The organism is Tenacibaculum sp. DPLXC6, from assembly GCF_056815515.1.
Genome location: NZ_CP141806.1, coordinates 2692224 through 2714272, shown reverse-complemented (window position 1 = coordinate 2714272; position 22049 = coordinate 2692224). Strand labels below are relative to the sequence as shown.

Genomic DNA, 22049 nt, shown 5'->3' with positions numbered 1-22049 from the left:
TGATATCCGTTAAATTATATATTTTGTACTTTTACTTTCGGGACTAATAAAACAACTTATTGATGAAAATTAAAGGAGGCTTAAAAACTCGTTTACTTATAGGCATAGCTATAGTTGCTTTTGCTTATTTACGTAAATGCAGTCAACAAGAGGTAAACCCTTACACAGGAAAAACACAAGCAGTTAGCTTATCTCCAGAACAAGAAATCGCTATCGGACTACAACAAGCTCCTGTAATGGCTCAACAGCATGGAGGTTTATATCCTAACGAAAATGCTCAAGCACTTGTAGACAAAGTTGGTGCAAAACTTGTAAACAACACGGTAGCTAAAAAATCTGGTTATCAGTTCGATTTTCATTTATTAAGAGACGAAAAAACTATTAATGCTTTTGCTTTACCAGGCGGACAGGTTTTCATTACTCATGCTCTGTTTTCTCAACTAAAAAACGAAGATCAATTAGCAGGAGTTTTAGGACATGAAATTGGTCATGTTTTAGGAAAACATTCTAATGAACGAATTACTGATGCAAATTTTTGGAAACTTTTAACCATGGGAGCTTCTGTTGGTGCTGATTTAGGACAATTAGCTAATAATATTGGACAACAAACTTTGTTAAAGAACGGTCGTGGTGATGAACTAGAAAGTGATGAATTAGGCGTAAAATTAATGATTGATGCGGGTTATAATCCTGAAAACTTAATTGGAGTAATGGAAATTTTAAAAGCTGCAGCAGGACCAAATAGAATTCCTGAGTTTCAAAGTACGCATCCTGATCCTGAAAACAGAATTGAGAAAATTAAAGAGGCTATTCGTAAGTATAAAAAGTAATGTTGTTATTGTAACGTTTCATTAATTAAATATACTAATAATTACATCTTAAAATTATTTGCTATGAGTTTTGGTTTTGGCCCTGCATCAGATATGAACAAAACTGTTCAATACCTTAAAAGAAACAAACCTAATACATTAAAAAAATTAGGTCAACTTACCAATGAAAATAATTACACTATAACGGATAAAAAAGCCTCTCAAAAACAACTTAATGAAATAAGAAAAAAAGTAAAGAAAGAAAACCAGAAAGCTTTACTTAAAAAAATATTGTTTTTCACTCTTTTTCTTATTTTTTTAATTTACTTTATATACTTTTAAAAAATTTGCTATGAGTTTTGGTGGAGCGGTATCTGCAATGATAACCAGTTTAAAAAACAATAAAAGAAAAAGAGTTAGTGCTTTTGATAAACTAGAACGATTTCAAAAAGAAAACAGTGATAAATTATATTTTGATAGGTGTGCTAACAAAAAGGAACTTGATAAAATACGCCTACAAACCTTAAAGAAAAATAAAACTCAATACATTAAAAATAGCATTGGCATCCTCATAATCTTCTCTATACTAATATACATTGCTTTTGTTTTTGTGAATTCCTAAAATATTCCCCAAAAATCTTTCTTACTTTTGCAGTGCAACACACAACAAATGAACAAGAAAGTAATTTTAATGATTTTGGATGGATGGGGAATTACCCAAGATCCAAAAGTATCGGCCATATACAACGCTAAAACCCCATTTATAAATTCGTTATACGATAAATTCCCACATGCACAGTTAAGAACTGATGGCGAACATGTTGGTTTACCTGTAGGACAAATGGGAAATTCTGAAGTTGGGCATATGAATTTAGGTGCTGGTAGAATTGTATATCAAAACTTAGCTAAAATCAACAAGGCTGTAAAAGATGGAACTTTAGCACGAGAAAAGGAACTTCTAAACGCTTTTGAATATGCAAAGGCCAACAGTAAAAATGTTCATTTTTTAGGATTGGTTTCCAATGGAGGAATTCACTCTCATATTGACCATCTAAAAGGGTTGCTGTCTGCAGCTAACAATATTGGTTTAGATAACGTATACCTACATGCTTTTACTGACGGACGTGATTGCGATCCAAAATCAGGAAAATATTTCATCAACGACATTCAAGAACATATGCAAGAAACTACGGGTGAATTAGCTACAATCACTGGTCGTTACTATGCTATGGATCGTGATAATCGTTGGGAACGTGTACAGCTTGCTTACGATGCTTTAGTGAATGGAGAAGGCTCTTTTTCTTCGGATGCTTCAACTAGCATTCAACAAAGTTATGATTCTGATGTTACTGACGAATTCATCAAGCCTATAATTATGATTGATGAAAACAACCAACCAAAAACTACAATTAAAGAAGACGACGTTGTTATTTTCTTCAATTTTAGAACCGATAGAGGACGTCAATTAACAGAAGCTTTAAGTCAAAAAGATTTTCCTGAGTTCAACATGAAGAAATTACCATTGTATTTTGTTACTATGACAAATTATGATGACACGTTTAACAATATTCATGTTATTTACGACGGAAAAAACATTGAAAACACCTTGGGTGAAGTATTAGAATCAGCAGGAAAAAGTCAAATTAGAATTGCTGAAACAGAAAAGTATCCACACGTAACTTTCTTTTTCTCTGGCGGAAGAGAAGAAGAATTTAAAGGAGAAAAACGTTTATTATGTCCGTCACCAAAAGTAGCTACTTATGATTTAAAACCTGAGATGAGTGCTTATGAGATTCGAGATGCTATTGTTCCTGAACTACAAAGCGGTGATGTAGATTTTGTGTGTTTAAACTTTGCAAATGGTGATATGGTAGGACATACAGGAGTTTTTGAAGCTGCTGTTAAAGCCTGTGAAGCTGTTGACGACTGTGTAAAAGATGTAATAACCACAGCACTAGATAATGACTACACTACTATTTTAATTGCAGATCACGGAAACTGTGAAACAATGATTAACCCAGACGGAACACCACATACAGCACACACCACCAACCCTGTTCCTATGATTTTAATTGACAAGGAGTTAAAATCAATAAAAAGTGGTATTTTAGGCGATGTTGCTCCAACTATTTTAAAACTGATGGGCGTTGAGCAACCTGAAGAAATGACACAACATTCGCTTATTTAAAAATAAATTTTATGAAAAAAATCGTATACTTTTTTGTAACCTTACTTATTGTTTCTTGTGCATCGACACCTAAGAACCTAGCAACAAAAAACGAAAATGGAAATTTAGTTGGTATTGCCACTAAAAAAGACTTTCAGCAAGAACCATATGGGAGTGATTGGTTCAACGATTTTTATTCATATTACGAAACAGACAAAAGTACCGTAGAAAAACTAAAACCATACTTAAAAGACATAAAAATAAAAGGGTTTATGGGAACTTGGTGTGGAGACAGCAAAAGAGAAATTCCTAACTTTTACAAAATTTTAGACGAAGCAGAATTCGACTATAAGAACCTTGAATTGGTTACTGTAAACCGTCAGAAAAAAGCCAACGGATTAGAAGAAGGCTTTAATGTAATTCGAGTTCCAACCTTTATCTTTTATAAAGACGGAAAAGAAATTGGTCGTTTTGTAGAACACGCTATTGAAGATAGCTCTGTTGAAGAAGATTTCTTAAAAATACTATCTGGTCAAGAATACAAACATCCATATCAAAAATAACTGTAAATTTGCGCCTCAATATTTTTACCATGATTAAACCAAAAACTAGAGAAGAAATTGAATTAATGCGCGAAAGTGCTTTAGTAGTATCAAAAACTTTAGGTATGCTTGCTAAAGAAGTAAAACCTGGAGTTACTACATTGTATCTTGATAAACTTGCCGAAGACTTTATTCGTGAGCAAGGTGCCATTCCTGGTTTTTTAGGCTTGTATGATTTCCCAAACACTCTTTGCATGAGTCCAAACTCACAAGTAGTTCACGGAATCCCAAATAACACACCTTTACAAGAAGGTGATATCATTTCTATTGATTGTGGCGCTATAAAAAATGATTTTTATGGAGATCATGCCTATACGTTTGCTGTAGGTGAAATTGCTCCTGAAACTCAAAAACTACTTGACGTTACTAAAGAGAGTTTATATGTAGGTATTCGTGAATTTAAAGTAGGAAACCGTGTTGGAGATGTAGGATTTGCTATTCAAAACTTCACTGAAAAGCATGGCTATGGTGTTGTTCGTGAATTAGTAGGTCACGGATTAGGACGTAAAATGCACGAAGATCCTGAAATGCCTAACTATGGACGCAGAGGACGAGGTAAAAAATTTATTGAAGGTATGGTAGTTGCCATTGAGCCTATGACAAACTTAGGAACACAAAAAATTCGCCAACACAGTGACGGATGGACCATCACTACTTTAGACAACAAACCTTCTGCCCACTTTGAGCACGATGTAGCTATTATTGATGGTAAACCTGAGTTATTATCTACCTTTAAGTATATATACGATGCGTTAGGTATTGAAAGTAATGAGGAAGACGAATTCAGACAACAACCATTAGTCTTATAATTTGTGTCTTTATTTAAAGTAATATTAAATACAATTCCAAGACCAATTTTAATTAAAGTTAGCTATATAGCTAGACCTGTAATTGCTTGGTGGTTAAAAGGGGATAACTTTACAGATCCAATTGACGGAAAATCATTCAAGAAATTTTTACCTTACGGATATGGAATTCAACGTAAAAATGCACTTTCTCCTTCCACCCTTTCACTAGAAAGACATCGTTTAATGTGGCTTTTTTTACAACAGGAAAGCAACTTCTTTACTTCCGATAAAAAGTTAAAAGTATTACACATCGCTCCTGAGCAATGTTTTTTAGATCTTTTTAGAAAACAGCAAAATTTAGAGTACACAACATCCGATTTAGAATCACCTATAGCAGATGTAAAAGCAGATATTTGCGATCTTCCTTTTGAAGACAACTCTTTTGATGTGGTGTTTTGCAATCATGTATTAGAACACATTTCTGACGATACGAAAGCAATGCAAGAATTGTATCGTGTAATGAAAGTTGGTGGGTTTGGTATTTTTCAAATTCCTCAAGATTTAAGTAGAGAAGTTACTTTTGAAGACAATTCGATTACAGACCCCAAAGAGCGTGCAAAAATATTTGGCCAGTATGACCATGTTCGCGTATACGGTCGTGATTACTTTAACAAACTACGTTCTATAGGTTTTACAGTTGATGAAATAGACTACACAAAAAAAATCGCTCCAGAAAAACTAGAACGATTTGCTTTAATGAAAGGCGAAATTTTGCCTGTATGTTATAAAAATTAATTAGCATACTCTGCTAACTCATTTGCTTCATTATGATATAGTAACACCACCTTTAACTCTGGGTGTTCTTCTAAAAATACTTTTGTTTTCTCTAGACCCATTGCTAAAAAAGCAGTAGCATAAGCATCTACATCAGCGCAATCTCCTTTTAAACGAACTGACACGCTTAATAAGTTACTTTCCTCTGCCAATCCTGTCTTTGCATTTACCGTATGTACTATTTTTTTCCCTTCAGCATTTACCTTGTATTTTCTATAATTTCCAGAAGTTGCCATTGACTCGTTATCCAATTCAATTACTTTTTGAATAGAGCGTGTTCCGTCAACATTTGGTTTCTCAATGGCTACTTTCCATAATTTTCCATCTTTTGTCCCTCTAGCTCTAATCTCACCTCCTATTTCTACTAAATAATCATGAATATTTTTTGATTCTAAAAACCTTCCTACCACATCAACACCATAACCTTTAGCAAAAGCATTTACATTAAACTCTATATCTGAGCTTTCTCTATAAACTTTTCTATCCTTTAAAGAAACTTTATCAAACCCCACATGTTCCATTAAGGCTGAAATTTCCTCAGTAGTTAGATTCTTTTTCTCCTTACCTGACCCAAATCCATATGCATCAATCAACCTTCCTATAGTTGGATCAAAATACCCATCAGTTTCATTATAAATTCTTTTAGCTTTTTCAAACACTTCAACAAACATATCATCAACAACTATTGTACTATCTCCTTGATTAATTTTTGAGATATCAGAAGTAGGCATATACGTTGACAATGATTTATTTACCAAAACAAACAGACTATCAATGGTTTTTTGATAGTCTTCACTACTCACATAAGTAATATGGTAAGTCGTTCCAAAAACAGCTCCTTGAAGCTTCGTTATATTTTGTTTTTTTTCTTCTTTACAAGCTATTACTAACAATAATAAAACTAATAAAAGCGTTATCCTTTTAATCATCTTTAAAAATTTAGTCACAAAAATAATGCTTTCACACTTCATAAAAGATTGTTAATTCTCTTTTTTGTGTCTTCATTTTTATAAATTTGCTTAACTATTAATAAATACATCTAAAAAAAATCAGAATAAAATGAGAAAAATATTTTTATTCCTTACTGCTTCAATTTTACTAGCATCATGTGCTTCAACAAAAGAGTTAGAAGCTATTAAAGCTAAACATGAACAAACGAAAGAAGAGTTATTAGCTGTAAAAGCTAACTTAACAAAATGTTTAGTTGAAAAAGAAAATTGTGAAGACAAAGCATTTTCTTTAGAGTCTAGAGTAACAGAATTAAAGAAAGATAAAGAAAATACGTTACAACAAGTTGAGAATTTAACTGTATTAACTCAAGGTGCTAATGACAACATTAAGGAAACACTAGCTCAATTAAGTAAAAAAGATAAATACATCAACAAAATTAGAGAAGCTGCTTCTAAGAAAGATTCTTTAAACTTAGTAGTTGCATTCCACTTAAAAAGAGAATTACAAGACGGTATTGATGATGAAGACATCGAAGTTAATGTTGAAAAAACAGTAGTATTTATTTCAATTTCTGACAAGTTATTATTTAAAAGCGGAAGTTACACTATTAACGACAAAGCTTCTAAGGTGTTAGAAAAAGTTGCAACTGTAGTTAACGGACAACCTCAAATGGATGTAATGGTTGAAGGGCATACAGACAACACTCCTGTTTCAGCTGGATCAGCATTGAAAGATAACTGGGGCTTAAGTGTTTTACGTTCTACTGCTATTGTTCGTGAGTTACAAGGAAAATATAATGTAGCTCCTGAAAGGTTAATCGCAGCTGGTAGAAGTAGCTATGTTCCTTTAGTAGAAAACAACAGTCCTGCTAACAAAGCTAAAAACAGACGTACAAAAATCATTATTTTACCAAGGCTAAATCAATTCTTTGATTTATTAGATCAAAAAGTAGAATAGTTTTTAAACATATAGATTAAAAAGCGTGCCATGTGCACGCTTTTTTTATACGTTTTGCTTAGCTAAAATAAATAGTAAAAAAATTAAACTAACACGCTATTTGTCAATCAAATAATTAATCGTACATTTGCAGACCTTTTTAAAGGATAAAATTAAATTATTAATAAACAAAAACTAATCGTGTAATTATGAACACATTAAGTTACAAAACAGTATCAGCTAATAAAGCTACCGTAAACAAAGAGTGGGTTTTAGTTGATGCGGACGGGCAAACATTGGGTCGTCTAGCTTCTAAAGTTGCAAAACTTATTAGAGGTAAGTACAAGCCAAATTATACTCCTCACGTAGATTGTGGAGACAACGTTGTTATTATCAACGCTGAAAAAATCAACCTAACTGGTAAAAAGTGGACAGATAAGTCTTACATCCGTCACACAGGTTACCCAGGAGGACAAAGATCATTAACTGCTACAGAAATGTTCGAAAAAGATCCTACAAGATTAATCGAAAAAGCAGTAAAAGGTATGTTACCTAAAAACCGTTTAGGTAGCGCGTTATTCAAAAATTTATATGTTTACGCAGGTACAGAGCATGGTCAAGAAGCTCAAAAGCCTAAAACTATTAACCTTAACGATCTTAAATAATTATGGAAACTGTACACAAAATAGGTAGAAGAAAAACAGCTGTTGCACGTGTTTATGTTTCTCAAGGAAGTGGAAACATCACTATCAACAAAAGAGAGTTTAAAAACTATTTCACTACTCCAACTTTACAATACAAAGTTCAACAACCTTTAATGTTAACTGAAAACTTAGAGGCTTACGACATTAAAGTAAACGTATATGGTGGTGGTGTTACTGGTCAAGCTGAAGCTATTCGTTTAGCAATTACTAGAGCATTAGTATCAATTAACGAAGAAAACAAAGCTGTATTAAAACCAGAAGGATTATTAACTCGTGATCCAAGAATGGTTGAACGTAAGAAATTCGGTCAGAAGAAAGCACGTAAGAAATTCCAGTTCTCTAAACGTTAATATTTTACTGAACTTGTTTCAGTATTTAAATGTTTCGAGACTGTTATTTATAAATCAATTTTTAACAGTTTAGTATCTAAATATTTCAGACTTAATAACTACTGAAATATTGCGAAAACAGAACGTAAACACATTTATTAAAATGGCAAACATTCAAGAATTATTAGAAAGTGGTGTTCACTTTGGACACTTAACTAGAAAGTGGAACCCTAACATGGCTCCATACATTTATACAGAGCGTAATGGTGTTCACATCATCGATTTGTACAAAACTTCAGCTAAAATTGACGAAGCTTCTGCTGCGTTACAAAAAATAGCTAACTCAGGACGTAAAATCTTATTCGTTGCAACTAAAAAGCAAGCTAAAGATATCGTTGCTGAAAAAGCTAAAGCTGTAAACATGCCTTACATTACTGAGCGTTGGCCAGGTGGTATGTTAACAAACTTCGTTACTATTCGTAAAGCCGTTAAGAAAATGACTGCTATTGATAGAATGAAGACTGATGGTTCTTTTGATGCATTATCTAAAAGAGAAAAATTACAAATTACTCGTCAACGTGAAAAATTAGAAAAGAACTTAGGTTCAATTTCTGATATGACTCGTTTACCAGGAGCTTTATTTGTAATTGATGTAAAGAAAGAACACATTGCTGTTGCTGAAGCACAAAAATTAAACATTCCAATCTTTGCAATGGTTGATACAAACTCTGATCCAAGACCAATCGATTTTGTAATTCCTGCAAATGATGATGCTTCTAAATCTATCGATAAAGTATTATCGTATGTAACTGATGCAATTGCTGAAGGCTTAACTGAAAGAAAAGCTGACAAAGAAAAAGCTAAAGCTGAAAAAGCAGCTGACGCTCCAGCAAAAGAAGAAGCAAAATAATTTTTAATTTAAAGGTTTCATTACATTGAAACCTTTAAATTTTTACAACTTTGTACAACAATATATTTACAACTAAAAAATAACGATAGAAATGTCAGTAAAAATTAGCGCTGCAGACGTAAAGAAATTAAGAGAAACTACCGGAGCTGGTATGATGGATTGTAAAAAAGCATTAGTAGAAGCTGAAGGTGATTTTGATAAAGCTATTGAAATTTTACGTAAAAAAGGACAAAAGATTGCTGCTAAAAGAGCGGATCGTGAGTCTACTGAAGGTGTAGCAATCACTAAAATTAGCGATGACAACACATATGGTGTTGCTATCGTATTAGCATGTGAAACAGATTTCGTAGCTAAAAACGATTCATTCAAAGCTTTAGCGCAAGAATTTGTTGACATCGCTTTTAACCACAAAACAAAAGAGGAGTTTTTAGCTGCTGATTTTGGTGGTGTAACTGTTGCTGAAAAATTAATCGAGCAAACAGGAGTTATCGGTGAAAAAATCGATATCACTGCTTTCGAAAGAATTGAAGCACCATACGTAGGAGCTTATACTCACGTTGGAAAAATTGCTGCAATGGTAGGTTTAACTGCTGTTGTAGATAACGCTGCTGAGTTAACTAAAGACTTAGCTATGCAAGCTGCTTCAATGGGAGCAACTTCTTTATCTTACAAAGATTTTGATCCTGCTTATGTAGCTTCTGAAACTGAAGCTAGAATTGCTGCGATTAAAAAGGACAACGAAGAATTAGTACGTTTAGGTAAAACTTTAAAGAACGTTCCTCAATTTGTTTCTCGTTTACAATTAACAGATGAAGCTTTAGCGAAAGCTGAAGAAGAAGCTAAAGAGCAATTAAAAGCTGAAGGTAAACCAGAACAAATCTGGGACAAAATCTTACCAGGTAAAATGGAAAGATTTATCTCTGACAATACAACTTTAGATCAAGAACAATGTTTATTAGATCAAAAGTTTATTAAAGACGAAAAGAAAACTGTTGCAGAATATGTTTCTACTTACGGTGACGTTGAAGTTAAAAACTTCGTAAGAGTTACTTTAGGATAATTCTCAACAACAATTTTATATTAAACCATCCAATTTTCGGATGGTTTTTTTTTATGTCTTAAAATTAGAATAAAAAAAATATGTAGCTTTGCACAACTTTCAACAAAACAAATGCAATACAAAAGAATTCTTTTAAAATTAAGTGGTGAGGCACTGATGGGTGAACGTCAATATGGTATTGACCCAAACAGACTTAAAGAGTATGCCCAAGAGATAAAACAAGTTATAGATAAAGGAGTAGAAGTAGCCATTGTTATTGGTGGTGGAAATATTTTTAGAGGAGTTGCTGGTGCTAGTCAAGGTATGGACCGTGTACAGGGTGACCATATGGGAATGTTAGCTACTTGTATTAATGGATTGGCTTTACAAAGTGCCTTAGAAGATCAAGGAATTCACACACGTTTACAAACTGCTATTGAAATTAAAGAAATTGCAGAACCTTATATAAAACGTCGAGCTAATCGTCACTTAGAAAAAGGACGTGTAGTAATTTTTGGTGGAGGAACAGGAAATCCGTATTTTACAACCGATACAGCAGCTGTTTTAAGAGCTATTGAAATTAACGCTGATGCTATTTTAAAAGGTACACGTGTTGATGGTATTTATACAGCCGATCCCGAAAAAGATAAAGATGCTGTTAAATATGAAAACATTACCTTTAAAGACGTTATTGAAAAAGGTCTGAAAGTAATGGACATGACAGCTTTTACATTAAGTGAAGAAAACAAATTACCAATTATTGTTTTTGATATGAACAAGCAAGGAAATCTTTTAAAGCTTGTTTCTGGAGAAAACATTGGAACAATAGTTGATAACGAATAAACCGAAAAGTTACCCTCAACCTATTTGAGGTTTTTAAATACGAACAAAATGAACGAAGAGATTGATTTTATTTTAGATTCGACTAAAGAGGCAATGGACAAAGCTATTAGCCACTTAGAAAAAGAGTTAGTAGGAATTAGAGCCGGTAGAGCAACTCCTGCTATGCTAAGCACAATTATGGTTGATTACTACGGTTCTCAAACACCATTATCGCAAGTAGCAAACGTAAATACTCCTGATGCTAGAACTATATCCGTTCAACCATGGGAAAAAAATATGTTACAAGAGATCGAAAAAGCTATTATGCTTGCAAATATCGGTTTCAATCCTATGAATAATGGAGAAAACATTATAATTAATGTGCCACCGTTAACTGAAGAGCGTCGTAAAGGCTTAGCTAAACAAGCTAAAGCAGAAGCTGAACACGCAAAAGTTGGAATTCGTAATGCTCGTAAAGATGCTAACAACGAAATTAAAAAAGTTGATATTTCTGACGATATGAAGAAAAATTCTGAAGCTGAAGTTCAGAAATTAACTGATGATTATGTGAAAATAATCGACGAAAAGTATGCTGTTAAAGAAAAAGAAATTATGACTGTATAATTTCTTTTAAGAAATAGTTAAAAAAGAGCATCATATGACGCTCTTTTTTTCGTTTAATTCATTCATTTAGCATAACTTTGCTGAAATTTTTTTTGGATGACTTTTTGGACTAAAATCGCAGGGTTCTTATTGCGAAATCGTTACTTAGTTTTAATTACTATTGCTATAATTACAGGACTTTTAGTCACTCAGATGAAATATATGCGCTTCTCCTATACAGAAGCCAACTTACTTCCTACCGATCATGAGGTAAACATTGAATACAACAAATTCTTAGAGATTTTTGGAGAAGAAGGTAATCTCATCATTTTAGGCGTAAAAGATTCTACAATATTTACACCTGCTAAATTTAATGCATGGAATAAACTTGTTAAAGATTTAGACAGTTTACCACAAGTAGATTTTACTGTTTCTGTTGCTGATGTTCAGCAATTAAAGGCCGATAGAAAAGAAAGAAAATTTGTCGTTGAGCCACTGTTTGAAGAAGCTCCATCTACTGATGAAGAAATTAAAAACATAAAGAAGCAACTTTTTGAGAAACTTCCTTTTTATAACAACTTATTATACAATGACAAAGGTACTTTACAAACAGCCATTTATTTAAATAAGGATATTGTAAACACTCCTATTCGTAAAGATTTTGTTTTTGATGTTTTAATACCAACTATAAAATCTTTTGAAAAAGACAATAAAATAGATGTTCGTGTTTCTGGTATGCCTTACATAAGAACTCTAAATTCTCAGAACATTACTGATGAAATGGGAATTTTTGTTATTGGTGCATTATTAATAACAGCTATTATCTTTTTCTTCTTTTTTCGTTCGTTTAGAGCTACATTTATTACGCTACTCGTAGTAAGTATTGGAGTAACTTGGGCTTTTGGTTTCATGGGATTATTCCGTTATGAAATTACCGTGCTATCAGCGTTAATTCCGCCTTTAATTATCGTAATTGGTGTACCGAATGCGGTTTTCTTAATAAACAAGTATCAACAAGAAGTAAAAAAACACGGAAATCAAGCAAAATCATTACAACGTGTAATTTCTAAAGTTGGTAATGCTACATTAATGACCAACATTACTACTGCTTCAGGTTTTGCAACTTTTATATTTGTTAAAAGCAGGCTAATGCGTGAGTTTGGTGTTTTAGCATCTGTAAATATCATTAGTATTTTTATTCTAGCATTATTAATCATTCCGATTATATACAGTTTTATGCCACTACCGGAAAAAAAGCATTTAAACCATCTAGAGAAAAAATGGATGGGTAATGTTGTTTCTTGGATGGAACGTATGGTAAAAAAACAACGAATTGCTATTTACATTACTACAGTTTCAATAATCATTTTTAGTATGATTGGCCTATACATGATTCGTGTATCAGGAAGCTTGATTGAAGATATGCCTAAAGGAAAGCAGTTTTATAAGGATATTAAGTTCTTTGAATATGAATTTGGAGGAATTATGCCTTTAGAAATTTTAATTGACACTAAGAGAGAAAAAGGTGTTATGAAGCTTTCTACATTAAAAAAGATGGAAAAGCTTAATGAAACTATTGAAACTTTTCCTGAATTATCAAAACCTATATCTGTTACAAATCTTGTAAAATACTCTAAGCAAGCCTACTATAACGGAAATCCTAAGTATTATCAACTACCAACAAGTCAAGAGAAGAGTTATATTTTCTCATATACTAAAAACTCTGATAGTAACTCTGGTATGCTGAAGAACTTTGTAGATAGCACAGGACGTTACGCTCGCATAACTACGTTTATGAAGGATATTGGTACCGATAAAATGGACATTATCCAGGATCGATTACAGGCTGTAATTAACAAGCAATTTCCAGGTGAAAAATTTGACGTTTCATTAACAGGTAAAGCATTAGTATTTTTAAAAGGAACTAACTATTTAATTAAAAACTTGGTTATATCTCTATCGTTAGCGATTATATTAATCTCAATATTTATGGCATGGATGTTCCGTTCGCCACAAATGATATTAATCTCACTAATACCTAATATGCTTCCACTACTAATTACAGGTGGGTTAATGGGATTCTTTGATATCCCTATAAAACCTTCAACTATTTTGGTGTTTAGTATAGCCTTTGGTATTTCGGTAGACGACACTATTCACTTCTTAGCAAAATATAGACAAGAATTGCTAGCAAATAACTGGAAAATAAAACCCGCTGTATACTCAGCTTTAAGAGAAACAGGAGTTAGTATGTTCTATACTTCAATAGTCCTTTTCTTTGGCTTTTTAGTCTTTACAGTTTCTAGCTTTGGTGGTACTATTGCATTGGGAGGTTTAGTTTCTATTACATTATTGTTAGCCATGGTTTCAAACTTACTATTGTTACCTTCTCTCCTACTTTCATTCGAGAAAAAGATAGCGAACAAAAAAGTTTTAAAGGAAACTAAATTCAAAATATTACCTCCAAAAGAAGATAAACAAGACTAGTATTAGGATAATTATACTTAGTTTACAAATGCTTGCTTTTCTATTAAATTTAATGAATAAAAGTTAACTCTTTATTCTTGTGTCTCTTTATTGCTAATTAACAGCAAAAAAGTATCTTTGCTTGATTTTATTGAAGATATAAAGACATGAAAAGAAGTAGCGTTAAAGATTTATTACAATCTGACAAATTTTTACAAGAAGTACACGTAAAAGGATGGGTAAGAACTTTTAGAAGCAATCGTTTTATTGCTCTAAATGATGGTTCTACTATAAATAATATTCAGTGTGTTGTAGATTTTGAAAATACCGACGAAACTTTATTAAAAAGAATAAATACTGGAGCTGCTGTTAGTATCCAAGGTACTTTAGTAGAAAGTCAAGGTAAAGGTCAAACAGTAGAAGTTCAAGTAAAAAATTTAGAAATTTTAGGAGATTCAAATCCTGATGAATATCCAATTCAGCCTAAAAAACATAGTTTAGAGTTTTTACGTGAAAATGCACATTTACGTGTAAGAACTAACACTTTTAGTGCTGTAATGCGCTTACGTTCTGCATTATCATTTGCAGTACATCAGTACTTCCAACAAAACGGATTTTACTATGTAAATACTCCTATTATTACTGGTTCTGATGCTGAAGGTGCTGGTGAAATGTTTAAAGTAACTCAATTTGAAGCAAACAAAGCTCCTGTAAACGAAGAAGGTGAAATAGACTACTCTAAAGATTTCTTTGGAAAAGAAACTAACTTAACTGTTTCTGGTCAATTAGAAGGTGAAACCTATGCGATGGCATTAGGTAAAATATATACTTTCGGGCCTACTTTTAGAGCTGAGAACTCAAATACAACACGTCACTTAGCAGAATTCTGGATGATTGAGCCAGAAGTAGCGTTTAATGATTTAGATGCTAATATGGATTTATCTGAAGACTTTATTAAGTACGTATTACAATATGTGCTAGATAACTGTAAAGATGATTTAGCTTTCTTAGATAATCGTTTAGCACAAGAGGGAAAAACAAAGCCTCAAGCGCAACGTAGTGAAATGGGCTTAATTGAAAAATTACGATTTGTTGTAGACAACAACTTTAAGCGTGTAAGCTATACAGAGGCTATTGACATTTTAAGAAACTCTAAGCCTAACAAAAAGAAAAAATTTCAATTCCCTGTTAACGAATGGGGGGTTGATTTACAATCTGAACACGAACGCTATTTAGTAGAAAAGCACTTTAAGTGTCCTGTAATTTTATTTGATTATCCAGCAAATATAAAAGCGTTTTACATGCGTTTGAATGAAGATGGTAAAACCGTTCGTGCCATGGATGTTTTATTCCCTGGAATAGGTGAAATGGTAGGAGGTTCAGAAAGAGAAGAACGTTTAGATGTTTTAAAAGAAAAAATGGCTGAACTAAATATTCCTGAAGAAGAGTTATGGTGGTATTTAGATACTCGTAAGTTTGGTACCGCAGTACATTCTGGTTTTGGTTTAGGTTTTGAACGTTTAGTTTTATTTGCAACAGGAATGAGCAATATTCGTGATGTTATTCCTTTTCCAAGAACACCACAAAACGCTGAGTTTTAAAAAAATCATAAAACTTATAAATATCAATCGTCATTCCTTTACGAATGACGATTTTTTTTGTCCTATTTCATATCTTTGTATATATGCTAAAACAAAGTTTACATCAAAAATTACTTCAAAAATTATCTCCACAACAAATACAGTTGATGAAGTTAATTCAGTTGCCTACGCAAGCTTTTGAAGAACGTTTGAAACAAGAAATTGAAGAAAACCCCGCATTAGATACTGGTAAAGACGAGCCCGAAAATTTTGAGGATAGTTTAGCCAATGATGTTGATTATGACGATTCGGGTAATGAAAAAATAGATGCTGAAGATATAAACATTGATGAGTATTTAAGCGATGATGAATATCCTAGTTATAAAACACAAACCAACAACTATTCTTCAGACGATGATGATAAACAAATTCCTTATGCAGCAGGTACTAGCTTTCATCAATCATTAAAAAATCAATTAAACACTTTTAGAATCGATGAAGAAGAACGTGCTATTGCTGAATTTTTAGTGGGTAGTATAGATGATAGCGGATATATTCGTAGAGATATTATTGATTTAGTTGATGACCTAGCCTTTACTCAAAATGTTTTTACTACTGAAGAAAAAGTACAAGATGTTTTGGTAAATGTTGTTCAAAAGTTAGATCCTACTGGTGTTGGTGCTTTAAACTTGAAAGAATGTTTAATTATTCAATTAAAAGCTAAATCTGAGAATGAAAGTAGAGCATTAGCTATAAGAGTTTTAGAAGAAGCTTTTGATCATTTTGTTAAAAAACACTACAAGAAACTTTTAGAAAAATTCAGTATTTCTGAAGAACAATTAAAAGATGTTATTAGCGAAATAAGCAAACTAAACCCAAAACCAGGAAGTTCATACGCTGGAAATAATAAAATTGCAGAGCAAATAGTTCCTGATTTTTCAATAAAAATTATTGATGGCAACTTAGATTTAACTTTAAATGCTCGTAATGCTCCAGAATTACATGTTTCTAGAGAGTATAATAACATGCTAAAAGGGTATCAAGACTCTAAAGAGAAAACTAAATCTCAAAAAGATGCTGTACTCTTTATAAAGCAAAAGTTAGATGCTGCAAAATGGTTTATTGATGCGATAAAACAACGTCAACAGACACTTTTAGTAACCATGAATGCTATTATGCATCGTCAGGAAGAATATTTTTTAACAGGAGATGAGCGTAAGCTTAAGCCTATGATCTTAAAAGATATTGCCGATGAAATTAGCATGGATGTATCAACAGTTTCTCGTGTTGCTAGTAGCAAATATGTTTCTACACCTTATGGTACAAAATTGATTAAGGAATTCTTTTCTGAATCGATGAAAAATGACCAGGGAGAAGATGTATCAACTAGAGAAATTAAGAAAATATTAGAAACTGTAATTAAAGAGGAAGACAAACGAAAACCTCTTACTGACGAAAAATTATCTAAAATTTTAAAAGAAAAGGGGTATCCTATTGCAAGAAGGACTGTTGCAAAATACCGTGAACAATTAGACATTCCTGTCGCAAGATTACGTAAAGAGATTTAATGCGTTGGCATAAATTCATATCAACTATTCTTCATCCTATTGTAATGCCTACTATTGGGATTATTCTGTATTTCCTACTTTCACCAATAAATTTAAACAAACAGCAGCAATACACAATATTAGCAATAGTTTTTGTTGCTACATATCTTATACCAATGCTTCTACTTGTTTTCTTAAAGTCTATTGGCTATATAAAGTCTTTTCGAGTACACAGCATCAACGAACGAAAATTCCCTATTTTTTTTATGATGACTTTATTTTTGATTTTAGGAAAAATGTTTGCTAGCATGGGTATTGTAAAAGACATTAGCTACCTGTTTTACGGAACTGTATTTGGTTTAGGCTTTATTTACTTGCTATTTCCTTTTAAAATTAAAGGAAGCCTTCATTTATTATCCATGGGTGTTGCAGTTGGATATTTCTTATTGTTTCAACAAATACAAGCTGTTTATATACTCCATATAATTATATCGTTTATTTTCTTGTCTGGTCTTCTAGCAAGCTCAAGGCTGCATTTAAAAGCTCATACTGTTAGAGAAGTGTATCTTGGTTTTTTTATTGGCTTAATAGCTCCTTTTATGGCTTATTATGTGTTATAGAAGATAAAAACTTAAACCAAGTTTAACTATTTTACTATTTATTGGCTTTCCATTCAAGCTAACATCTTTAAACATTGGTGATAAACCATAATATACATGAAAATTAAATGTACCGTAACCTGCGGATAAAGTTAAACCTGTTTGCCATTTATTATATTTCTCAGCATTTGAAAAACTAACCTGACCTGTTGGAGAATCATATCTAAAGCTATTACTTATATTATAAGAGACTTTAAAACCTGCATAAAAACGCCAAAATGAGTATGTATTTGCATCTGAAGATCGCCATCTAAATTGGATAGGCACCTCTAAATTGTGTAGCTTTATTTTATTAGATGTAATATCAGGGTCAGTTTCATACTCTTTTACATTTCCATCTAATACTTTTAATTCATGACTAAATGAATCATAGTTATACCCTAATCCAATGGCAATAGCTGTTTTACCTTTTCTATTTAAAGGAATGTCTTTCATATAACCTAACGCCAACCCGTATGAGAATCCCGTTCTGCCAAGTTCTTCGGGTTGATCTTGTAATAAGTTGTATGTAATATCAATATACAGTTGATCTTCCCAATATTTGTCACCCAACTGTAAAGAATCTTTCTGACTAAAAATATTTAGAGACAGAATAAAAACAAAAAAACTTAAAATGTACTTCATAGATAATTATCTAACGATAAATATACCTTTTTTGTATAAAAAAAGAGCAATCATTAGATTGCTCTTTTTGTTTTATTTAAAAGTAATTACTTCTTAATAACATCTCCTTTATGCGTAGATAAACTTAATTTAAGAGCGTTAACATCTCTTAACTTTTCACGAATATCGGCTAATGTACCTACACTCGATTCTCTATCTGCTTTTATAGAAGTTGTCATAAAAGGTACTTCTGCTTCAGAAACATTATCTCTTTCAAGATATATAAACGAAGGTACTTCATCTGGAGTAGCTATTTTATCGTTTAATTGTATTCTGTTATATCCTGTACCATACTTTGGGTCTTTAGCTTTACCAACATAAATTGTACTCACTAAACTTTTACGCTCAAGCTTTTTTACTTCACTTGCACTTGGTAAACGAGGTGAATCAATTTGTAAATCTGTTTCTCTCATGGTAGTAGTTACCATGAAGAAGAATAATAACATAAAAACAATATCTGGTAAAGATGCCGTAGATACTGCTGGCAATCCTTTTTTCTTCTTTTTAAATTTAGACATACTCTATTGTTTTACTATTATTGAACATTTGTTGGGTCTGTATCAGAAATAATTTGAGGGTAACTCGCCTTAATATCTTCAACTTTCTTTCTTAATGACTCATCTTTTCTTGCACTGTCTTTAAAAGCTTGTTCTAACTCAGTAAAGCTCATACCATATTTTTCTTGGCATAATCTGTTACGTAATTCAGTATAAGCTCTTAACAACTCATTTTGTACAGCTACATACGTACCATACTCAGTACCTCTATCACTCTCAACAGAGATTACTGCTTTAGTTGGATGATCTGATGATTCTGGATCTTTATCACCTTTACAGTAATTACAAGTAGTTCCTACTTCCATTCCTGGCATTGGGTTACCAATACCACCACCGTTATCAATAAATTTAATAGCAGCATCTTTTAAGTCTTTCAACTCCATCGCCTGATCTTCAACTAAAAGTTGATTATTTCGGTTGATGCTAACTTGAAAAATATTTTTTTCTTTAATAATTGGTGGCTTCACATCAGTTTTTTCAGCTAACTTTTTAGGGATACCTGAATCAACATCCATTGTAGTTGTTACAAGGAAAAAGATAAGTAGCAAGAAGGCAATATCTGCCATCGAACCTGCATTAATTTCTGGGTTTTCTCTTCTTGCCATATTAACTTACGATTTAACGATTCCTTTTAATAAATCCCAAACAAAGAATGCACCAGCAATTCCTCCTAGGATAATGCTATATGTAATTCCTGTTCCTACCCATTTAGATGTACTTCCTTGAGCTGCTAATTCTCCTCCATCTGCTCCTATTACTTGTGCATCTGAAGACAAGAAATAAGATACAGCAAAAAGAACTGCTAATGCTAAAACACCTAATAATACCTTTTTTAATGCTGCAGGGTTTTTAAACATCCCCCACATTGAGGCTGCAACTGCTGTTACTACCACTCCAATCAATAACCAGTAAGAATAAGTTACTAAAGGAGAAACAGCACTTGATACTGCTTCTACATCTTCTTTATCTATTCTTGCTACATTTAAGAACAATGCAGCACCGATTAGTGAAATTGCAGCTACTAGTAATGTTAATATTTTACTATTCATATTGATTGATTATTTTTTATACTTAGCTAATAAATCGATTAAAGAGATAGATGCGTCTTCCATGTTGTTAACGATACTATCAATCTTCGAAATAATGTAGTTATAGAAAATTTGTAAAATAATCGCTACGATAAGACCAAATACTGTTGTTAATAATGCAATTTTAATACCACCTGCTACTACTGCTGGAGAGATATCGTTTGCTACTGCAATTTTATCAAACGCTTCAATCATACCAATTACAGTACCCATGAATCCTAACATTGGTGCTAATGCGATAAATAAAGATAACCAAGAAACGTTTTTCTCTAATAATCCCATTTGTACTCCACCGTATCCTACTACAGCTTTTTCAGCAGCATCTAATCCTTCATCAGCTCTTTCTAAACCTTGGTAAAAGATAGAAGCAACAGGACCTTTTGTATTTCTACAAACTTCTTTAGCAGCTTCTACACCACCTGAACTTAATGCTTCGTCAACGCTAGCTACTAATTTTTTAGTATTAGTTGTAGCCATGTTTAAATAAATAATTCTTTCAATTGCAATAGCTAAACCTAATATTAAGGCTACCAATACAATTCCCATAAACTTAGGGTCTCCTTCAATAAAACGTTGCTTTAACTCTTGGTGAAAAGTTTTCTCAGCTTCTTGAGCATAAGTTGATTGAATAGCTCCTAAAAACATAAATCCTGTAATAGTTAGGATATTTACTACTTTTTTCATTTTGTTATAATTAATTTTAAATAGTTAACGGGTTAAAAATACAAATTTTACCATGAAAAACTTAATTTTTTATAAATAAGTGATTCTTTACTTGTACTTATTACGCTTTTAATTTTACAGAGTGGCAAGTAACAAAAAAATGTTGGTACATTAAAAAAAATCTATAGGATTTCTATTAACCACACCTTTTTTAACTCTTTTCTATAGTATTTCAAGCAGTTACAAACACAAAATTAACGATTTATTTACAAACTACGCCATTTCTCCTCTTAGTGGTGTTTGAAAATAATGCGTAAATTCTTCTTTTGAAAGCTTTTCTCCTAACAAATACATCATTTTAGCAATGGCTGTTTCTGTTGTAATATCCTTACCATCAACAATACCAATACGTTTTAATTCTGAACTTGTTTCATAATGTCCTAAAATTACACTTCCTCCTTTACATTGAGTTACATTGACAATATAAATTCCTTTGCTTACCGATTCCTCTAATAAATCAACAAACCATTTTTCGGTTGGTGCATTTCCTGATCCGTAAGTTTCTAAAATAATACCTTTTAAATCCGGAATATTCATAAAACTTCTCACTACAGACTCTGTAATACCAGGAAATAACTTTAAAATAGCTACGTGATTATCAAGGTTCTTTCTTACTACTAAATCACTTTGATTTTCTTTAGGTTTAAGTAATAATGAATAATTAAAGTTTAAATGCACTCCGCTTTCTGCTAGAGGTGGATAATTCATAGAAGCAAACGCTTCAAATTGTTCAGCATTTATTTTTGTAGTTCTATTAGCTCTGTATAGTTTATACTCAAAATATAACCCTACTTCCTGAATAACAGGTTTACCATTTTCATAGGCTGATGCAACTTGTATAGATGTAATTAAATTTTCTTTAGCATCTGTACGTAAATCTCCTATGGGTAATTGTGATCCCGTAAAAATCACAGGTTTTTGTAAATTTTCAAACATAAAGCTTATTGCTGACGACGTATACGACATGGTGTCTGAACCTGTTAGGACTACAAATCCATCAAACTTGTCATAATTATCAGAGATTATTTCTGCTATTTGTATATAATAAACTACACTCATATTAGAAGAATCAATAGGTTCGTCAAAAGATATCGTATTAATTTCACAATTAAGCTGCTGTAATTCTGGAATTTTACTTGATATTTGACTAAAATCAAACGCTTTTAATGCGCCCGTATTATAATCTTTAACCATACCAATAGTTCCGCCTGTGTAAACTATTAAAATTTTAGGTTGATTTGCCATTTTGACATTTTTTTATACCGTTAATAA

General features: G+C 32.2%; 24 protein-coding genes. 17 read left to right on the top strand and 7 right to left on the bottom strand.

The features are described 5' to 3' along the window. The first annotated feature begins 62 nt into the window (after positions 1–62). The 6 genes from VCM48_RS12330 to VCM48_RS12305 all read left to right on the top strand — a co-directional run bounded on the left by VCM48_RS12330 (position 63) and on the right by VCM48_RS12305 (position 5161). Complete coding sequence (locus VCM48_RS12330; RefSeq protein WP_482270693.1) at positions 63–830, top strand: M48 family metalloprotease; 768 nt, start codon at positions 63–65, stop codon at positions 828–830. Positions 831–1161: 331 nt separating this feature from the next. Continuing rightward, positions 1162–1431, top strand: a complete 270-nt coding sequence (locus VCM48_RS12325) for a hypothetical protein (RefSeq protein WP_274640789.1) — start codon at positions 1162–1164, stop codon at positions 1429–1431. Positions 1432–1479: 48 nt separating this feature from the next. Continuing rightward, positions 1480–2997 carry a 2,3-bisphosphoglycerate-independent phosphoglycerate mutase gene (gene gpmI, locus VCM48_RS12320; protein ID WP_482270692.1) on the top strand — a complete coding sequence of 506 codons (1518 nt, stop codon included), beginning with the start codon at positions 1480–1482 and terminating at the stop codon, positions 2995–2997. A gap of 11 nt (positions 2998–3008) precedes the next feature. Continuing rightward, on the top strand, positions 3009–3539 hold the full coding sequence (locus VCM48_RS12315; RefSeq protein WP_482270691.1) for a thioredoxin family protein: 531 nt from the start codon (positions 3009–3011) through the stop codon (positions 3537–3539). Between the two features lie 29 nt (positions 3540–3568). Beyond that, positions 3569–4387: a type I methionyl aminopeptidase gene (gene map / locus VCM48_RS12310; RefSeq protein WP_440120707.1), complete on the top strand. Its 819-nt coding sequence runs from the start codon at positions 3569–3571 to the stop codon at positions 4385–4387. Between the two features lie 3 nt (positions 4388–4390). Next, on the top strand, positions 4391–5161 hold the full coding sequence (locus tag VCM48_RS12305) for a class I SAM-dependent methyltransferase (protein WP_482270690.1): 771 nt from the start codon (positions 4391–4393) through the stop codon (positions 5159–5161). On the opposite strand, the gene VCM48_RS12300 is transcribed toward VCM48_RS12305, so the two are convergent. Beyond that, the gene (locus VCM48_RS12300) at positions 5158–6129 is read right to left on the bottom strand and encodes an FAD:protein FMN transferase (RefSeq protein ID WP_482270689.1); all 972 of its coding nucleotides are present in this window, start codon (positions 6127–6129) and stop codon (positions 5158–5160) included. The two genes, VCM48_RS12305 and VCM48_RS12300, sit on opposite strands and share 4 nt — an antisense overlap. 130 nt (positions 6130–6259) lie before the next feature. Between VCM48_RS12300 and VCM48_RS12295 the strand changes: the two genes are divergently transcribed. From VCM48_RS12295 to VCM48_RS12245, 11 genes are all read left to right on the top strand, one after another. Beyond that, a complete protein-coding gene (locus tag VCM48_RS12295) occupies positions 6260–7108 on the top strand; it encodes an OmpA/MotB family protein (RefSeq protein WP_274640795.1) in 849 nt (282 codons plus the stop codon). Between the two features lie 188 nt (positions 7109–7296). Further along, a complete protein-coding gene (gene rplM / locus VCM48_RS12290; protein WP_274640796.1) occupies positions 7297–7752 on the top strand; it encodes a 50S ribosomal protein L13 in 456 nt (151 codons plus the stop codon). Between the two features lie 2 nt (positions 7753–7754). Beyond that, positions 7755–8141: a 30S ribosomal protein S9 gene (rpsI, locus tag VCM48_RS12285; RefSeq protein ID WP_028892298.1), complete on the top strand. Its 387-nt coding sequence runs from the start codon at positions 7755–7757 to the stop codon at positions 8139–8141. Positions 8142–8283: 142 nt separating this feature from the next. Continuing rightward, positions 8284–9030: a 30S ribosomal protein S2 gene (gene rpsB / locus VCM48_RS12280; RefSeq protein WP_274640797.1), complete on the top strand. Its 747-nt coding sequence runs from the start codon at positions 8284–8286 to the stop codon at positions 9028–9030. 91 nt (positions 9031–9121) lie between these two features. Then, complete coding sequence (gene tsf, locus VCM48_RS12275) at positions 9122–10090, top strand: translation elongation factor Ts (protein WP_274640798.1); 969 nt, start codon at positions 9122–9124, stop codon at positions 10088–10090. Between the two features lie 111 nt (positions 10091–10201). After that, entirely contained in the window at positions 10202–10912 is a 711-nt protein-coding gene (gene pyrH, locus VCM48_RS12270; RefSeq protein WP_125065931.1) for a UMP kinase, read from the top strand. Between the two features lie 48 nt (positions 10913–10960). Next, positions 10961–11515 carry a ribosome recycling factor gene (frr, locus tag VCM48_RS12265; RefSeq protein ID WP_440120704.1) on the top strand — a complete coding sequence of 185 codons (555 nt, stop codon included), beginning with the start codon at positions 10961–10963 and terminating at the stop codon, positions 11513–11515. 96 nt (positions 11516–11611) lie between these two features. Further along, a complete protein-coding gene (locus tag VCM48_RS12260) occupies positions 11612–13981 on the top strand; it encodes an efflux RND transporter permease subunit (RefSeq protein WP_482270688.1) in 2370 nt (789 codons plus the stop codon). A 146-nt stretch (positions 13982–14127) separates the two neighbouring features. Then, the gene (gene asnS, locus VCM48_RS12255) at positions 14128–15561 is read left to right on the top strand and encodes an asparagine--tRNA ligase (protein WP_482270687.1); all 1434 of its coding nucleotides are present in this window, start codon (positions 14128–14130) and stop codon (positions 15559–15561) included. 83 nt (positions 15562–15644) lie between these two features. Next, positions 15645–17108 carry an RNA polymerase factor sigma-54 gene (gene rpoN, locus VCM48_RS12250; protein WP_274640802.1) on the top strand — a complete coding sequence of 488 codons (1464 nt, stop codon included), beginning with the start codon at positions 15645–15647 and terminating at the stop codon, positions 17106–17108. Beyond that, on the top strand, positions 17108–17707 hold the full coding sequence (locus VCM48_RS12245) for a hypothetical protein (protein WP_482270686.1): 600 nt from the start codon (positions 17108–17110) through the stop codon (positions 17705–17707). The genes rpoN and VCM48_RS12245 overlap by 1 nt, the downstream gene beginning before the upstream one ends. Here the strand turns inward: VCM48_RS12245 and VCM48_RS12240 are convergent. From VCM48_RS12240 to VCM48_RS12215, 6 genes are all read right to left on the bottom strand, one after another. After that, a complete protein-coding gene (locus VCM48_RS12240) occupies positions 17702–18370 on the bottom strand; it encodes a porin family protein (RefSeq protein WP_482270685.1) in 669 nt (222 codons plus the stop codon). The genes VCM48_RS12245 and VCM48_RS12240 overlap by 6 nt on opposite strands. Positions 18371–18456: 86 nt before the next feature. Next, on the bottom strand, positions 18457–18927 hold the full coding sequence (locus VCM48_RS12235) for an ExbD/TolR family protein (RefSeq protein WP_099215733.1): 471 nt from the start codon (positions 18925–18927) through the stop codon (positions 18457–18459). 17 nt (positions 18928–18944) lie between these two features. Beyond that, positions 18945–19571: an ExbD/TolR family protein gene (locus VCM48_RS12230; RefSeq protein ID WP_274640805.1), complete on the bottom strand. Its 627-nt coding sequence runs from the start codon at positions 19569–19571 to the stop codon at positions 18945–18947. A gap of 6 nt (positions 19572–19577) precedes the next feature. Beyond that, entirely contained in the window at positions 19578–20015 is a 438-nt protein-coding gene (locus VCM48_RS12225; protein WP_099215732.1) for a hypothetical protein, read from the bottom strand. 9 nt (positions 20016–20024) lie between these two features. Next, entirely contained in the window at positions 20025–20738 is a 714-nt protein-coding gene (locus tag VCM48_RS12220; protein WP_099215731.1) for a MotA/TolQ/ExbB proton channel family protein, read from the bottom strand. A gap of 252 nt (positions 20739–20990) precedes the next feature. Continuing rightward, positions 20991–22022, bottom strand: coding sequence for an asparaginase (locus tag VCM48_RS12215; protein ID WP_482270684.1), 1032 nt, complete (start codon positions 22020–22022; stop codon positions 20991–20993). Positions 22023–22049 lie beyond the last annotated feature (27 nt).

What these genes read in the sequence shown, in the direction of transcription:
- VCM48_RS12295 (WP_274640795.1), top strand. Translation starts at nt 6,260, where the DNA reads ATGAGAAAAATATTTTTATTCCTTACTGCTTCAATTTTACTAGCATCA.
- frr (WP_440120704.1), top strand. Translation starts at nt 10,961, where the DNA reads ATGAACGAAGAGATTGATTTTATTTTAGATTCGACTAAAGAGGCAATG.
- rpoN (WP_274640802.1), top strand. Translation starts at nt 15,645, where the DNA reads ATGCTAAAACAAAGTTTACATCAAAAATTACTTCAAAAATTATCTCCA.
- rpsI (WP_028892298.1), top strand. Translation starts at nt 7,755, where the DNA reads ATGGAAACTGTACACAAAATAGGTAGAAGAAAAACAGCTGTTGCACGT.
- rpsB (WP_274640797.1), top strand. Translation starts at nt 8,284, where the DNA reads ATGGCAAACATTCAAGAATTATTAGAAAGTGGTGTTCACTTTGGACAC.
- gpmI (WP_482270692.1), top strand. Translation starts at nt 1,480, where the DNA reads ATGAACAAGAAAGTAATTTTAATGATTTTGGATGGATGGGGAATTACC.
- asnS (WP_482270687.1), top strand. Translation starts at nt 14,128, where the DNA reads ATGAAAAGAAGTAGCGTTAAAGATTTATTACAATCTGACAAATTTTTA.
- VCM48_RS12230 (WP_274640805.1), bottom strand. Translation starts at nt 19,571, where the DNA reads ATGGCAAGAAGAGAAAACCCAGAAATTAATGCAGGTTCGATGGCAGAT.
- VCM48_RS12220 (WP_099215731.1), bottom strand. Translation starts at nt 20,738, where the DNA reads ATGAAAAAAGTAGTAAATATCCTAACTATTACAGGATTTATGTTTTTA.
- VCM48_RS12245 (WP_482270686.1), top strand. Translation starts at nt 17,108, where the DNA reads ATGCGTTGGCATAAATTCATATCAACTATTCTTCATCCTATTGTAATG.
- VCM48_RS12315 (WP_482270691.1), top strand. Translation starts at nt 3,009, where the DNA reads ATGAAAAAAATCGTATACTTTTTTGTAACCTTACTTATTGTTTCTTGT.
- VCM48_RS12225 (WP_099215732.1), bottom strand. Translation starts at nt 20,015, where the DNA reads ATGAATAGTAAAATATTAACATTACTAGTAGCTGCAATTTCACTAATC.
- tsf (WP_274640798.1), top strand. Translation starts at nt 9,122, where the DNA reads ATGTCAGTAAAAATTAGCGCTGCAGACGTAAAGAAATTAAGAGAAACT.
- VCM48_RS12330 (WP_482270693.1), top strand. Translation starts at nt 63, where the DNA reads ATGAAAATTAAAGGAGGCTTAAAAACTCGTTTACTTATAGGCATAGCT.
- VCM48_RS12235 (WP_099215733.1), bottom strand. Translation starts at nt 18,927, where the DNA reads ATGTCTAAATTTAAAAAGAAGAAAAAAGGATTGCCAGCAGTATCTACG.
- VCM48_RS12240 (WP_482270685.1), bottom strand. Translation starts at nt 18,370, where the DNA reads ATGAAGTACATTTTAAGTTTTTTTGTTTTTATTCTGTCTCTAAATATT.
- pyrH (WP_125065931.1), top strand. Translation starts at nt 10,202, where the DNA reads ATGCAATACAAAAGAATTCTTTTAAAATTAAGTGGTGAGGCACTGATG.
- VCM48_RS12260 (WP_482270688.1), top strand. Translation starts at nt 11,612, where the DNA reads ATGACTTTTTGGACTAAAATCGCAGGGTTCTTATTGCGAAATCGTTAC.
- map (WP_440120707.1), top strand. Translation starts at nt 3,569, where the DNA reads ATGATTAAACCAAAAACTAGAGAAGAAATTGAATTAATGCGCGAAAGT.
- VCM48_RS12300 (WP_482270689.1), bottom strand. Translation starts at nt 6,129, where the DNA reads ATGATTAAAAGGATAACGCTTTTATTAGTTTTATTATTGTTAGTAATA.
- VCM48_RS12215 (WP_482270684.1), bottom strand. Translation starts at nt 22,022, where the DNA reads ATGGCAAATCAACCTAAAATTTTAATAGTTTACACAGGCGGAACTATT.
- VCM48_RS12325 (WP_274640789.1), top strand. Translation starts at nt 1,162, where the DNA reads ATGAGTTTTGGTGGAGCGGTATCTGCAATGATAACCAGTTTAAAAAAC.
- rplM (WP_274640796.1), top strand. Translation starts at nt 7,297, where the DNA reads ATGAACACATTAAGTTACAAAACAGTATCAGCTAATAAAGCTACCGTA.